The 14,310-nt window shown below is 71.0% G+C and carries 11 protein-coding genes; 2 read left to right on the forward strand and 9 right to left on the reverse strand.

The genetic code is table 11. The features are described from left to right. Window position 1: 1 nt before the first annotated feature. The 4 genes from ACIOC1_RS05690 to ACIOC1_RS05705 all read right to left on the reverse strand — a co-directional run bounded on the left by ACIOC1_RS05690 (window position 2) and on the right by ACIOC1_RS05705 (window position 5,102). The gene (locus tag ACIOC1_RS05690; RefSeq protein WP_401722882.1) at window positions 2-520 is read right to left on the reverse strand and encodes a hypothetical protein; all 519 of its coding nucleotides are present in this window, start codon (window positions 518-520) and stop codon (window positions 2-4) included. A gap of 229 nt (window positions 521-749) precedes the next feature. Continuing rightward, complete coding sequence (gene cimA / locus ACIOC1_RS05695; RefSeq protein ID WP_355348143.1) at window positions 750-2,363, reverse strand: citramalate synthase; 1,614 nt, start codon at window positions 2,361-2,363, stop codon at window positions 750-752. 363 nt (window positions 2,364-2,726) lie between these two features. Then, window positions 2,727-3,815, reverse strand: coding sequence for a branched-chain amino acid aminotransferase (locus ACIOC1_RS05700; RefSeq protein WP_401852191.1), 1,089 nt, complete (start codon window positions 3,813-3,815; stop codon window positions 2,727-2,729). Between the two features lie 243 nt (window positions 3,816-4,058). Next, complete coding sequence (locus ACIOC1_RS05705) at window positions 4,059-5,102, reverse strand: 3-isopropylmalate dehydrogenase (RefSeq protein ID WP_391161487.1); 1,044 nt, start codon at window positions 5,100-5,102, stop codon at window positions 4,059-4,061. 165 nt (window positions 5,103-5,267) lie between these two features. Between ACIOC1_RS05705 and ACIOC1_RS05710 the strand changes: the two genes are divergently transcribed. Next, window positions 5,268-6,881, forward strand: coding sequence for a fibronectin type III domain-containing protein (locus ACIOC1_RS05710; RefSeq protein WP_391161488.1), 1,614 nt, complete (start codon window positions 5,268-5,270; stop codon window positions 6,879-6,881). A 94-nt stretch (window positions 6,882-6,975) separates the two neighbouring features. Here the strand turns inward: ACIOC1_RS05710 and ACIOC1_RS05715 are convergent, their stop codons facing one another. The 3 genes from ACIOC1_RS05715 to ACIOC1_RS05725 all read right to left on the reverse strand — a co-directional run bounded on the left by ACIOC1_RS05715 (window position 6,976) and on the right by ACIOC1_RS05725 (window position 10,000). After that, window positions 6,976-7,119 carry a hypothetical protein gene (locus ACIOC1_RS05715; protein WP_188284990.1) on the reverse strand — a complete coding sequence of 48 codons (144 nt, stop codon included), beginning with the start codon at window positions 7,117-7,119 and terminating at the stop codon, window positions 6,976-6,978. Between the two features lie 234 nt (window positions 7,120-7,353). After that, window positions 7,354-8,985, reverse strand: coding sequence for an L-glutamate gamma-semialdehyde dehydrogenase (gene pruA / locus ACIOC1_RS05720; RefSeq protein ID WP_391044767.1), 1,632 nt, complete (start codon window positions 8,983-8,985; stop codon window positions 7,354-7,356). Window positions 8,986-9,070: 85 nt separating this feature from the next. After that, on the reverse strand, window positions 9,071-10,000 hold the full coding sequence (locus tag ACIOC1_RS05725; protein ID WP_355348129.1) for a proline dehydrogenase family protein: 930 nt from the start codon (window positions 9,998-10,000) through the stop codon (window positions 9,071-9,073). A gap of 132 nt (window positions 10,001-10,132) precedes the next feature. Here ACIOC1_RS05725 and ACIOC1_RS05730 point away from each other — a divergent pair, with 132 nt between their 5' ends. Further along, window positions 10,133-11,329: a helix-turn-helix domain-containing protein gene (locus ACIOC1_RS05730; protein WP_355348126.1), complete on the forward strand. Its 1,197-nt coding sequence runs from the start codon at window positions 10,133-10,135 to the stop codon at window positions 11,327-11,329. Window positions 11,330-11,402: 73 nt separating this feature from the next. Here ACIOC1_RS05730 and serA read toward each other — a convergent pair whose 3' ends face one another. Together serA and ilvC are read right to left on the reverse strand one after the other, a co-directional pair. After that, window positions 11,403-12,995 (reverse strand): phosphoglycerate dehydrogenase, encoded by a 1,593-nt coding sequence (gene serA, locus ACIOC1_RS05735; protein ID WP_355348123.1) that lies wholly within the window; start codon window positions 12,993-12,995, stop codon window positions 11,403-11,405. Between the two features lie 266 nt (window positions 12,996-13,261). Continuing rightward, window positions 13,262-14,260, reverse strand: a complete 999-nt coding sequence (ilvC, locus tag ACIOC1_RS05740; RefSeq protein ID WP_355348120.1) for a ketol-acid reductoisomerase — start codon at window positions 14,258-14,260, stop codon at window positions 13,262-13,264. Between the last annotated feature and the right edge of the window lie 50 nt (window positions 14,261-14,310).

Raw genomic sequence — 14,310 nt, forward strand, 5'->3', positions numbered from 1 at the left:
GTCAGCAGCCGCCGCAGGTGTAGAACAGGGCGTCCCAGTGGCTGCCCTCGTCGGCGTAGATGTTGCCGGAGGCAGCCTGGTACTGGGGGTAGCCGTCACCGCGGAGACCGATGTAGGTGAAGGCGCTGTGGATGTAGTTGGTGATGCAGGTGTTCTTGCCGAAGTCGAGCTTGTAGCCGTTCCAGTGGGAGTACGTGCCGCTGGCGTGGCCGGTCTCGGTGCCGCCGGTGATGTTGAGGGCGCAGCCGCTGGCGTGCTTGAGGGTGACGGCGCCCTGGGCGGTGGTGAGGTTGAGCTGGTCGAAGGACGTACACGTCGAGACGTTGCGGTTGGAGCAGCCGCCGGAGGACGACCAGGTGATGCCCGCGCCGCTGAACATGCTCGTCGCCTGGGCGTGGGTGAGCTTGGTGACGGCGAACGCGTCGGTGGAGCTGGCCAGTCCGATGCCGGGGGCGAACACCGCGGTGACGACGAGAGTCAGGACACTGAGCACGGATCGGGCGCGCAGACGTAGCGTCATGCGATTCCTCCTGCTGTTTCCGCTGGGGTGGGTGGTGTGCGGGTGACCGGTGTGCAGGTGGCGCAGGAGGAGTGTGCCCGAGCTCTACGCGCGTCCGCCAGTGTCCGCACATGAACGGTCCCGGTCGCGGGGAACACGACCGGGACCCGGAGCACGGCAAAGACCGGTAAAGGCCGGTAAAGGCCGGTAAACGGCCCGCGAGGGGTGACGCCCAGGGGGCCAAATCCCGCTACTGCTCCTGGGGTTCGAGGCCCGCGCGCAGCAGCCCGTACGTGTACGCGTCGTCAAGTGCCGCCCAGGACGCGGCGATCACGTTGTCCGCGACGCCGACCGTGGACCACTCGGCGGCGCCGTCCGTGGTGGTGATCAGCACGCGGGTGGTGGAGTCGGTGCCCGAACGGCCTTCGAGGATACGGACCTTGTAGTCGACCAGCGCGAAGGCGGCGAGCTGCGGGTAGATCCGGCCGAGGGCCGCGAGCAGGGCGCGGTCCAGGGCGTTGACCGGGCCGTTGCCTTCGGCGGTGGCCACGATGCGCTCGCCCTTGGCCCACATCTTCACCGTCGCCTCGTTGGCGTGGGTGCCGTCGGGGCGGTCCTCGGTGATGACGCGCCAGGACTCGGTGCGGAAGAAGCGGCGCGGGCCGCCGTTCTCAGCGCGTTCCAGCTCCTCGCGCAGCAGCAGCGCGAACGACGCGTCGGCGGCCTCGTAGGTGTAGCCCTTCAGCTCGCGCTCCTTGACGCGCGCGACGACCCGGCCGACCAGCTCGCGGTCGCCGCCGAGGTCGATGCCGAGTTCCTTGCCCTTGAGCTCGATGGAGGCGCGGCCCGCCATGTCGGAGACCAGCATCCGCATGGTGTTGCCGACCTGCTCGGGGTCGATGTGCTGGTAGAGGTCGGGGTCGACCTTGATCGCGGAGGCGTGCAGACCGGCCTTGTGCGCGAATGCGGAGACGCCGACGTAGGGCTGGTGGGTGGAGGGCGGCAGGTTGACGACCTCGGCGATGGCGTGCGAGATGCGGGTCATCTCGCCGAGCGTGCCGGGCGGCAGGACGCGGCGGCCGTGCTTGAGCTCCAGCGCGGCGACCACCGGGAAGAGGTTGGAGTTGCCGACGCGCTCGCCGTAGCCGTTGGCGGTGCACTGGACGTGGGTGGCGCCCGCGTCCACGGCGGCCAGGGTGTTGGCGACCGCGCAGCCGGTGTCGTCCTGCGCGTGGATGCCCAGGCGCGCGCCGGTGTCGGCCAGGACCAGCCCGGTGACGGCCTGGACCTGGGCGGGCAGCATCCCGCCGTTGGTGTCGCACAGGACGACGACGGACGCGCCCGCCTCGTGCGCGGCCCGTACGACGGCGGTGGCGTAGGCGGCGTTGGCCTTGTAGCCGTCGAAGAAGTGCTCGCAGTCGACGAAGACGCGGCGCCCTTGGGCGACGAGGTGGGAGACGGTGTCCGTCACCATCGCCAGGTTCTCTTCGAGAGTGGTGCGCAGGGCCAGTTCCACATGCCGGTCGTGGGACTTGGCGACCAGGGTGATGACCGGGGCGCCGGAGTCCAGCAGGGCCTTGACCTGCGGGTCCTGCGCGGCGACCGCGTTGGGGCGGCGGGTGGCGCCGAAGGCCACCAGCGTCGCGTGTTTCAGGTCCAGTTCGGTGGCGGCTCGGGCGAAGAACTCGGTGTCGCGGGGATTGGCGCCGGGCCAGCCGCCCTCGATGAACCCCACTCCGAAGTCGTCCAGGTGCCGGGCGATCGTCAGCTTGTCGGCGACGGTGAGGTTGATTCCCTCGCGCTGGGCGCCGTCGCGCAGCGTGGTGTCGAAGACGTGGAAGCTGTCGTCCAGTTCGGCGGTCATGGCTGTCGTAACTCCTGTCGGGTGAGTGGGTTCCCGTCCGGACATGCGGATATCGGGAGGATCCAGCTCCACTTGCCCCCATCGTCCCTCGCGCCCCGCCTCCCGGCGGTGGTGGGCCGGAAAACGAAAAAACCTCTCGCGGATGCGAGAGGTCTGCACGCGGGTCTGGGCGGGTGACGCTCCCCTGTGGTCAGGGGATCAGTCACTGCGGACCGGCGTGCCTGCGGCCAATAATCACGTTGGCGTACGGGTGCACGTTGGCAGTGTGCCACAAACCGGCCCACTCGGGACGCCGGTCTCACCATTCGGTCGCTTCCCTGGTGGGCGGCGCCTCGCGGTCCGACGCGCCGCCCCCGCCCGCGCTCAGCCGCCCAGCGGGTGCATCCAGCCGTACGGGTCGGCGGCCCGGCCGCCCTGGATGTCGAGAAGCGCCTCCCGTAGGCGCATGGTGACCGCGCCGGGCGCGCCGTCGGCCACCGGCCAGCTCGCGCGGGTGGACTTGACGGACCCGACCGGAGTGATCACGGCGGCGGTGCCGCACGCGAAGACCTCGGTGAGGGTGCCGTCGGCGGCGTCCCGCTTCCAGTCGTCCACGGAGATCCGGCCCTCGCCGACCTCGTAGCCGAGGTCCGCGGCGATGGTGAGGAGGGAGTCGCGCGTGATGCCCGGCAGGAGGGAGCCGGACAGCTCGGGGGTGACGATGCGGTCGCCGTACACGAAGTACAGGTTCATGCCGCCCATCTCCTCGATCCAGCGGCGCTCGATCGCGTCGAGCCAGACCACCTGGTCGCAGCCGTGCTCGATGGCCTGGGCCTGGGCGACGAGGGAGGCGGCGTAGTTGCCGCCCGCCTTCGCGGCGCCGGTGCCGCCGGGCGCGGCGCGCACGTACTCCTCGGACAGCCACACTGAGACCGGCTTGACGCCGCCGGAGAAGTAGGAACCGGCCGGGGAGGCGATCACCAGGAAGAGGTACTCGTTGGCCGGGCGCACCCCGAGGCCGACCTCGGTGGCGATCATGAAGGGCCGCAGGTACAGGGACGCCTCGCCCGCGTCCGGCACCCACGCCTTCTCCTGCCTGACCAGCACGTCGCACGCCTCGATGAAGGTCTCGACCGGCAGCTCGGGCATCGACAGACGGCGCGCGGAGGACTGGAAGCGCCGCGCGTTGGCCTCGGGCCGGAAGGTGGCCACGGTGCCGTCGGGCTGGCGGTACGCCTTCAGGCCCTCGAAGATCGTCTGCGCGTAGTGCAGCGTCATGTTCGCCGGGTCGATCGAGAGCGGGGCGTACGGCACGAGCTGGGCGTCGTGCCAGCCGCGGCCCTCGGTCCACTTGATGGTGACCATGTGGTCGGTGAAGTACCGCCCGAAGCCGGGGTCGGCCAGGATCGCCTCGCGCTCGGCGGCGGCCAGCGGGTGGGCGGAGGGCTTCAGCTCGATCGTGGGTGTCGTCATGTCCGTGTCCTTCGCCGTGTTCGCTGTCGTTCGCCGTCGTTCGCCGTCGTGCGCTGGCGGGTGCTGTCAGCGCAGGTCAGCCGTTGTCGTTCGCCGTCGTGGCGGCGGGGACACCGGGACAGGTCCTAGGACGTCCGAGCATCCGGTCGCACCGCGGCCCCACCGCCGATTATCGCAGCGGTGGGGCCGGGTACCTACAGGTGGGGCCGGGGCAGCCCCTGGCCTCGAGGTCGGACCGCCGCGTCAGGCGGATACCCGGGCGGCCAGCGCGTCGCCGATCGCGACCGTGCTGCGGGCGGGCTGTCCGGTGCGCTCGGACAGGTCGGCCTGGACGGCGGCGTCGATCCGCTCGGCCTCGGCCTCGTAACCGAGGTGCCGCAGGAGCAGGGCGACCGAGAGCACGGTGGCGGTCGGGTCGGCCTTGGACTGGCCCGCGATGTCGGGCGCGGAGCCGTGCACCGGCTCGAACATCGAGGGGAAGTCGCGGCTGGGGTTGATGTTGCCGCTGGCGGCCACGCCGATGCCGCCGGAGACGGCCGCGGCCAGGTCGGTGATGATGTCGCCGAAGAGGTTGTCGGTGACGATCACGTCGAACCGCTCGGGCTGCGTGACGAGGAAGATCGTCGCCGCGTCCACGTGCAGGTAGTCGGTGCTGACCTCGGGGAACTCGGCGCCGACCTGCTCGAAGATCCGGGTCCACAGGTGGCCCGCGTGCACGAGCACGTTGTTCTTGTGCACGAGCGTGAGCTTCTTGCGGGGGCGGGCCTGGGCGCGGGCGTACGCGTCGCGCACCACGCGCTCGATGCCGAAGGCGGTGTTCAGGCTGACCTCGGTGGCCACCTCGTGCTCGGTGCCGGTCCTGATCGAGCCGCCGTTGCCGGTGTACGGGCCCTCGGTGCCCTCGCGGACCACGACGAAGTCGATCTCCGGGGTGCCCGCGAGCGGCGAGGCGACACCGGGGAACAGCTTGCTCGGCCGCAGGTTCACATGGTGGTCGAAGGCGAAGCGGAGCTTGAGCAGGAAGCCGCGCTCCAGCACGCCCGACGGCACCGACGGGTCGCCGATCGCGCCCAGCAGGATCGCGTCGTGCGCCTTGAGCCGGCCGAGGTCGTCGTCGGTCAGCGTCTGACCGGTGGCGTGGTAGCGCTTCGCGCCGAAGTCGAACTCCTCCGTCTCCAGCTTGACGTCCTGCGGAAGCACGGCGGCAAGGACCTTGAGGCCCTCCGTCACGACTTCCTGGCCGATTCCGTCACCGGGGATCACTGCGAGGCTGATGCTGCGAGACATGCCGTGCACCCTACTCCGCGTCCCAGCCCCTGACACGGCGTGTCCGCATGCCGGACGACCGGAGGTATCCGGCATCCTGGGCGTCAGCCGGTCGCCACGCCGCGTTCACCGCGCGGACGGACGCCAGTCGGGCCACGGTAGGACGGCGCTGGGAGATTGCGCGTCATGGACACACCACAGATGGGTATCGACGCCAGGCTCGCCGGTCGGATGAGCATGGCGGAGCAGCACGAATACCTGCGCGCCAAGCTGACCCGCCGCCGGGTCATCGGCGGCAGTGTCGCGGCCGCGGGCACGATCGCCGCCTCCGGCCTCCTCAGCGGCGTCGCCGCCGCGAGCACCCCGAGCCCCGGCGCGGGCCCGACGCTGCTCGGCCGGCCCGCCACCGGGCACCACGTCGACGGCGCGCTGGTCGCCCCGTTCGGCCGCCACCTCGCCTTCGGCCCCGACCCGAAGACCCAGTTCCGGGTCTCCTGGCAGGTGCCGCTCGCGGTCCGCAGGCCGTTCCTGCGGGTCGGTCTCCAGCCCTGGTCGCTCAGCCACAAGATCGAGGCGGAGGTGCGGGCGCTGCACACCCCGCAGCTCCTCAACAGCAAGCTGCCGCCGGTCGACCAGTTCTACCTGCACGTGGCGCTGGACAAGCTGCGTCCCGACACCACCTACTACTACGGCGTCGGCCACGAGGGCTTCGACCCGGCGGACGCCGCCGCCTTCGCGACCGTGGGTTCCTTCACCACCGCTCCCTCGCAGAGCAAGCGGGAGCGCTTCACCTTCACCGCCTTCGGCGACCAGGGCGTCAGCTACCACGCGCTGGCCAACGACTCGCTGATCCTGGCCCGCAACCCGGCCTTCCACCTGCACGCGGGTGACATCTGCTACGCCGACCCGGACGGCGCGGGCCTGCCCGCGGACGGCGCCGACTACGACGCGCGCACCTGGGACTCCTTCCTCGCGCAGACCGAGTCGGTGGCCGCGCGGGTGCCGTGGATGGTGACCACCGGCAACCACGACATGGAGGCCTGGTACTCGCCCAACGGCTACGGCGGCCAGGAGGCCCGCTGGGCGCTGCCCGGCAACGGCCACGACCCGAAGAACCAGCCGGGCTCGTACTCCTTCGTCTACGGCAACACCGCGGTGATCGCGCTGGACGCCAACGACGTCTCGTACGAGATCCCGGCCAACTACGGGATCACCGGCGGCAAGCAGACCGCGTGGCTGGACCGGACGCTCGGCCAGTACCGCAAGCAGCACGGCATCGACTTCCTGGTGGTCTTCTTCCACCACTGCGCGTACTCGACCACAAACGCGCACGCCTCGGACGGCGGTGTGCAGGCGCAGTGGGTGCCGCTGTTCGAGAAGCACCGGGTGGACCTGGTGATCAACGGCCACAACCACGTGTACGAGCGGACCGACGCGATCCGCGGCGGGCAGGTGTCCCGGCAGGTGGCGATCGGTGCGACGACCCGGCCGGAGACGGACGGCGTCGTCTATGTGACCGCGGGCGGCGCGGGCCGCAGCCTGTACGACTTCCCGGCGCCGGACTCGGTGGAGGGCGCGGAGCACCACGTGGACTCGGTCACGACGTGGCACTCCGCGAAGGGCGGCGGCAAGGTCGCCGACACCGTCGAGTGGTCGCGGGTCCGCTACACCGGCTACTCGTTCATCTCCGTGGACGTCGAGCCCGCGCGGCCGGGGCGGGAGTCGACCCTGACCGTGTCCGCGCTGGCGGAGACGGGTGCGCGGATCGACCACTTCACGGTGGCGCGGCGCGCGCGGTAGGGCCGGAACCGTGAGACCGGTGGTGGGGAGCCGGTCTCATGAGGCCGGGCCACGGGGCCGGCCGCGGGCCGCGCGCCGCTCGTGCGGCGTGCGGTCAGCGGGCCTCGTGGCCCGTGCTGCCGCCGTTGTCGCGGCGGTCCATGCTGCGCTGGAGGGCGCGGAGGGCGTTCTGGCGGGCGGTCTCGTCCATGGTGATCAACTCCAGGGAAAACTTGAGGAGATGGATGGCGGTCGCCACGGAACGGGGCGGGGAGCGGGCGCCGCGGGGGTGACCCGCGCGAAGGGCGCTGCTCGCATCCGCCGCTCGCTCGATGGAGCGAGACGTTCGGCTTCTTACAAAGTTAGGTCAGCGTGGCCGTCCTGTCGCCACAATTACTCGGACTTCCTACTATCTGAGACGACCGTCACCCATGAGGAGGCCCCCGCCACCGGATGGGGACCGGTGACGGGGGCCGCTGAGGGCAGGGCGTGGTCAGCCCTGGTGCGGGTAGCGGTAGTCCGTCGGCGGGACCAGCGTCTCCTTGATGGAGCGCGTGGACGTCCAGCGCAGCAGATTCTGCGCGGCGCCCGCCTTGTCGTTGGTGCCCGACGCCCGGCCGCCGCCGAACGGCTGCTGGCCGACGACGGCGCCGGTCGACTTGTCGTTGATGTAGAAGTTGCCCGCGGCGAACCGCAGCTTCTCCATCACGTCGGCCACCGCGGCCCGGTCCTGCGCGATGACCGAGCCGGTCAGGCCGTACGCCGAGACCGACTCCATCTGCGCGAGCATCGTCTCGAAGTCGGCGTCCTCGTAGACGTACACACCGAGCACCGGGCCGAAGTACTCCTCGCGGAAGATCTCGTTGGCCGGGTCGGTGGAGACCAGGACGGTCGGGCGGATGAAGTACCCGACCGAGTCGTCGTACGTGCCGCCCGCGACGACCTCGATCGTCGGGTCGGCCTTGGCGCGGTCGATGGCGGCCTTGTTCTTGGCGAAGGACCGCTCGTCGATGACGGCGCCGAGGAAGTTGGACAGGTCGGTGACGTCGCCCATGGTGATGCCGTCGACCTCGGCCGCGAACTCCTCCTTGAAGCCGCCGTCCCAGATCGAGCGCGGGATGTAGGCGCGGGAGGAGGCCGAGCACTTCTGGCCCTGGTACTCGAAGGAGCCGCGGGTCAGCGCGGTCTTCAGGATCGCGGGGTCGGCGGACGGGTGCGCGACCACGAAGTCCTTGCCGCCGGTCTCGCCGACGATCCGGGGGTAGGACTTGTAGCCCTCGATGTGCTCGCCGACCGTGCGCCACAGGTGCTGGAAGGTCTTGGTGGAGCCGGTGAAGTGGATACCGGCGAGGTCCGGGTGGGTCAGGGCGACCTCGGAGACGGCGATGCCGTTGCCGGTCACCAGGTTGATGACGCCGTCGGGCAGCCCGGCCTCGCGCAGCACCTTCATCAGCAGGACGGCCGAGTGGGTCTGCGTCGGCGACGGCTTCCACACCACGACGTTGCCCATCAGGGCGGGCGCGGTGGGCAGATTGCCCGCGATGGCCGTGAAGTTGAACGGCGTGATCGCGTAGACGAAGCCTTCGAGCGGGCGGTGGTCGAGGCGGTTCCAGACGCCGGGGGCGTTGGCGACCGGCTGCTCGGCGAGGATCTGCCGCGCGAAGTGGACGTTGAACCGCCAGAAGTCGACCAGTTCGCAGGGGCTGTCGATCTCGGCCTGCTGGGCGGTCTTGCCCTGCCCGAGCATCGTGGAGGCCACGATCGTCTCGCGCCAGGGTCCGGCGAGCAGTTCCGCGGCGCGCAGGATGATCGCGGCGCGGTCGTCGAAGGCCATCGCGCGCCAGGCGGGGGCGGCGGCCAGCGCGGCGTCGACCGCGTCCTGCGCGTCCTGCGCGGTGGCCTCGGCGTAGCTGCCGAGCACGGCGCCGTGGTTGTGCGGCTGCACGACGTCGGAGCGCTCGCCGCCGCCCATGCGCTGCTCGCCGCCGATGAACATCGGCAGGTCGACGGGGTTGCCCGCCAGTTCCTTGAGCTTCGCCTCCAGACGGGCGCGCTCCGGGCTGCCCGGCGCGTACGAGTGCACCGGCTCGTTGACCGGCGCGGGAACCTGGGTCACGGCGTCCATGAAGCGTTTCTCCTTCGGTGAAGAAAGGGGGATCAGCGGGCGGGAGTCGACGGGCGGATCAGGGGCCCGGGACCGGCGGGCCGGATCAGCGGGCGGGGAGGAAGGAGCGGAGGAAGAAGGCGAGGTTCGCCGGGCGCTCCGCGAGGCGGCGCATGAAGTATCCGTACCAGTCTGCGCCGTACGGCACATAGATGCGCATACGTTCGCCTTCGTCCGCGAGCCGCCGCTGCTCCGCGGCCCGGATGCCGTACAGCATCTGGAACTCGTACGACCCGGCCGGCCGGTGGTTGCGCGCCGCCAGGTCCTGAGCGATGGCGATCATGCGCGGGTCGTGCGAGCCGACCATCGGGTAGCCGTCGCCCGCGAAGAGGATGCGCAGCGCCCTGACGTACGCCTTGTCCACGTCGGCCTTGGCCTGGAAGGCGACCTCGGCGGGCTCCTTGTACGCGCCCTTGACCAGCCGTACGCGCGAGCCCGCGACCGCCAGCGCGCGGGCGTCGTCCTCGGTGCGGAAGAGATACGACTGGAGGACGGCGCCGGTGCCGGGGTGCTCGCGGCGCAGCTCGTGGAGTATCGCCAGCGTCGAGTCGACGGTGGTGTGGTCCTCCATGTCGAGGGTGACGGTGGTGCCGACCTCGGCGGCCAGTTCGGCGACCCGCCGTACGTTGGCCAGCGCGATGTCGTGGCCGCCGTCGGGCAGCGTCTGGCCGAAGGCGGACAGCTTCACCGACACCTCGGCGCGGCTGCCGAGGCCGTCGTTCCGCAGCGCTTCCAGCAGCCGCAGATACGCGTCCCTGGTGGCCTGCGCGGTGGCCCGGTCGGTGACGTCCTCACCGAGGTGGTCGAGGGTGACGTCGAGGCCGGAGGCGGTCAGCGACCGCACGGTGTCCATCGCGGGGCGCAGTTCGTCGCCCGCGATGAAGCGGTTCACCACGGGACGGGTGACGGGTGCGGCGGCGACGACGCGGCGCATACGGTCGCTGCGCGAGGCGGCGAGCAACACGGGACCGAGCACGGTGGCTCCTCCGGGACGAGGGCGGTACGGGGGAACGGCCGTCCCCGGCCGTCGCCCCGAATCTAGGATTCGCCTACCCGTTGGACCAGCGACACCTGTCACGCATCAGGGTGTGGTCCCTCATACAGATGTATGAGGGAGAATGGACGAGTGCGTAGTGACTACGGCGGCAGCGGCGGTTTCAGTGGCTTCGGCGGCGATCTCCAGGAGCTGGTCGACGAGGTGTCGGCGCTGCTGGGGGCGCCCGCGACCTTGGAGGACCGGGACTTCCGGCTGATCGCCTTCGGCGTGCACGACGGTGACGACGGCGCGACGGACCCGGTGCGTACCCGGTCGATCCTCACGCGCGGCTCCACCACCGAGGTCCGCGCCTGGTTCGAGCAGTTCGGCATCACCCGCGCCACCGGGCCGGTACGGATTCCGGCCGCGCCCTCGGCGGGCGTCTTCCGCGGCAGACTCTGCCTGCCCGTGCGGCACGGCGGCGTGGTGCACGGCTACGTCTGGCTGCTGGACGAGGCCGAGCACACCGCGACCCAGCTCGACGCGGCGATGGCGGTGGCCGCCAGGATCGGCGACCGGCTCGCGGTGACGGCCCGCGAGGGCGCGGGCACCGGCCGGGCGCTGCGCGACCTGCTGACCGCCCGCACCCGCGCCGCCCGCGACAACGCGGAGGACGCGCTGCGGACGGCGCTCGGCCCGGACGCCGACGAGCCGCACGCGCTGGTCTGCATCCGGCCGCCGTCCGGCGGCGAGGACGACCTGCCGGGGCCGCGGACGATCCCGTCGGCCGCCGCGCTCTGTTTCGTGCCGGGCCCGCGCGGCGACTGCGTCGCGCTGCTGGTGCGGCTGCGCACCGTACAACTGCTGGCCACGGCCAGGTCGGCGGCGGCGCGGGTGCTCGGGGAGGTGGCCTCGGAGGGCGCGGTGGCCGGGGTCAGCGACGGGCGCAAGTCACTCGCGGAGCTGCCGGAGGCGTGGCGGGAGGCGGGGGACGCGGCGCGCGCCGCGCTCGCGCAGCCGCTGCACGGGCCGATCGCGAAGTGGTCGGGCATCGGCCCCTACCGTTTACTGACCGCGCTCCCGGCGGACGTCCCGCCGGACCCGGTGATCGCCCCCTTGCTCTCCCCCGCGCACCGCGAACTGGCCCACACCGCCGAGGCGTTCCTCGACAACGCCGGGCAGGCCGGCCGCACCGCCACCGCGCTGGCCATCCACCGCCAGACCCTCTACTACCGGCTCTCGCGCATCGAGCAGTTGACCGGCCTCGACCTGGCCGACGGCGAGTCGCGACTGCTGCTCCACATGGCCCTGAAGGCGGCGCGGCTGTAGGGCGGCCGGACATACCGACGGCGCCGCCCCCCACACCCGGTGGGGGGCGGCGCCGTCGTACGCGTGCGGACCGTCAGTCCGTCAGGTTCACCGCGCGGGCGGACGTCGCGCCGATCTCCGCCGCGATGTCGCTGAGGACACCGGCCGGGATCGTGGAGTCGACGGTGAGGGCGACCAGCGCGTCGCCGCCGGCAGCGGCGCGGGCGACCTGCATACCGGCGATGTTGACGCCGACCTCGCCGAGGATGCGGCCGAGGGTGCCGACCACGCCGGGGCGGTCGGTGTAGCGCAGGAAGGCCATGTGGTCGGCGAGCACCAGGTCGGTGTCGACGTCGCCGACCGCGACGATCTTCTGGATGTTCTTCGGCCCGGCCAGCGTGCCGGAGACCGAGACCTCGGTGCCGTCGGCGAGCGTGCCGCGCACCGTCACCAGATTGCGGTGGTTGGGCGACTCGGAGCTGGTGGTGAGGCGGACCTCGACCCCGCGCTCCTGCGCGAACAGCGGCGCGTTGACGTAGGAGACCGTCTCGGCGACGACGTCCTCGAACACGCCCTTGAGCGCGCTGAGTTCCAGCACCTTCACGTCGTGCTGGGTGATCTCGCCGGAGACCTCGACGTCGAGGCGGGCCGCGACCTCCCCGGCCAGCGCGGTGAAGATCCGGCCGAGCTTCTCGGCGAGCGGCAGAGCGGGCTTGACGTCCTCGGCGATGACGCCGCCCTGGACGTTGACCGCGTCCGGGACCAGCTCACCGGCGAGCGCGAGGCGCACCGAGCGGGCGACGGCGATGCCCGCCTTCTCCTGCGCCTCGTCGGTGGAGGCGCCCAGGTGCGGGGTGGCCACCACGTTGTCGAACTGGAACAGCGGGGAGTCGGTGCACGGCTCCTTGCTGTATACGTCCAGACCCGCGCCCGCGACCCGGCCCTCCTTGAGCGCCGAGGCCAACGCCTCCTCGTCCACGATCCCGCCGCGCGCGGCGTTCACGATCCGGACCGACGGCTTGACCTTGTGCAGCGCCTCGTCACCGATCAGGCCGAGCGTCTCGGGCGTCTTGGGCAGGTGCACGGTGATGAAGTCCGCGGCTTCGAGCAGCTCGTCCAGCGTGAGCAGCTTGACGCCCATCTGCGCGGCGCGCGCGGGCTGCACATAGGGGTCGTACGCGACGATGTTCATCCCGAAGGCGGACATCCGCTGGGCGACCAGCACGCCGATCCGGCCGAGGCCGACGACGCCGAGGGTCTTCTCGCTCAGCTCGACGCCGGTGTACTTGTTCCGCTTCCACTCGCCGTTCTTGAGCGCGGCGTTGGCCGGGGCGATGTTGCGCGCGGTGGCGATGATCAGACCGCAGGCCAGCTCGGCGGCGGTCACGATGTTGGAGGTCGGCGCGTTGACGACCATGACGCCGGCCTTGGTGGCGGCGGAGACGTCGACGTTGTCGAGGCCGACGCCCGCGCGGGCGACGACCCGGAGTTTGCTCGCGGCGGCTACGGCTTCCGCGTCGACCTTGGTGGCGCTGCGGATCAAGATGGCGTCGACATCGGTGATCGCGGACAGCAGGTCGGCTCGGTCCGCCCCGTTGCAGTGCCGGATCTCGAAGTCCGGGCCGAGCGCGTCCACCGTGGCGGGCGACAGCTCTTCTGCGATGAGTACGACAGGCTTCTGGCTCACGTGGTCCTCACTTGTCCTTCGTGGGCGGCCGGTCCCGCGGTCGCTCCAGGGAGGGAGGGGATGGCATGCCGCGTGGAAGACGCACGACGCTGTGAGCCTGACGCGCTTGTTAAGGCAGTGTATCGGCGCGTTGACGGGCACCCTACGCCTTGGTGTAAGGATCACCCGAAGGTGGTTGTACGCCACGGCCAAGGGGCTTCTCACCCGCCGGACAGACCCCTTGGCCCGCCCGGCGGCCGAGAGCCCCCGAGACCGCGTGAGGGGTGTTACGCCTCTTCGTCGACCCAGCTCATCAGCTTGCGCAGCTTGCGGCCGGTCGTCTCCAGCAGGTGGTCCTCGTCGGCCTTCTTGTACTCGTTGTACTTCGGCAGACCGGCGTTGTACTCGGCGATCCAGTTGTTGGCGAAGGTGCCGTCCTGGATCTCGCCGAGGATCTTCTTCATCTCGGCCTTGGTGTTCTCGTTGATGATCCGCGGGCCGGAGACGTAGTCGCCCCACTCGGCGGTCTCGGAGACCGACCAGCGCATCTTCTCCAGGCCGCCCTCGTACATGAGGTCCACGATCAGCTTCAGCTCGTGGAGGCACTCGAAGTACGCGATCTCCGGCTGGTAGCCCGCCTCGACCAGGGTCTCGAAGCCGGCCTTGACCAGTGCGGAGGTGCCGCCGCACAGGACCGCCTGCTCACCGAAGAGGTCGGTCTCGGTCTCCTCGGTGAAGGTGGTCTTGATGACGCCGGCGCGGGTGCCGCCGATGCCCTTGGCGTACGACAGGGCCAGCGGGAAGCCCTTGCCGGTGGCGTCCTGCTCGACGGCGGCGATGCAGGGCACGCCGCGGCCTTCCTCGTACTGACGGCGGACCAGGTGGCCGGGGCCCTTGGGGGCGACCATGCACACGTCGACACCGGCCGGCGGCTTGATGAAGCCGAACCGGATGTTGAGGCCGTGGCCGAAGAAGAGGGCGTCGCCGTCCTTCAGGTTGTCCTTGATGGACTCCTCGTAGACCTTGGCCTGGATCGGGTCCGGGACCAGGATCATGATCACGTCGGCCTCGGCGGCGGCCTCGGCCACCGACACCACGCGCAGGCCCTGCTCCTCGGCCACGGTCTTGGACTTGGAGCCCTCGTGCAGACCGACGCGCACGTCGACGCCCGAGTCACGCAGCGACAGCGCGTGGGCGTGGCCCTGGCTGCCGTATCCGATGACCGCGACCTTGCGGCCCTGGATGATGGACAGGTCGGCGTCGTCGTCGTAGAACAGCTCGGCCACTTCGGGTCTCTCCTTGGATCGGGTTGTACGGCCCACCGTACGACGGGTGG

This window comes from Streptomyces sp. NPDC088197 (genome assembly GCF_044741185.1).
Taxonomy (GTDB): domain Bacteria; phylum Actinomycetota; class Actinomycetes; order Streptomycetales; family Streptomycetaceae; genus Actinacidiphila.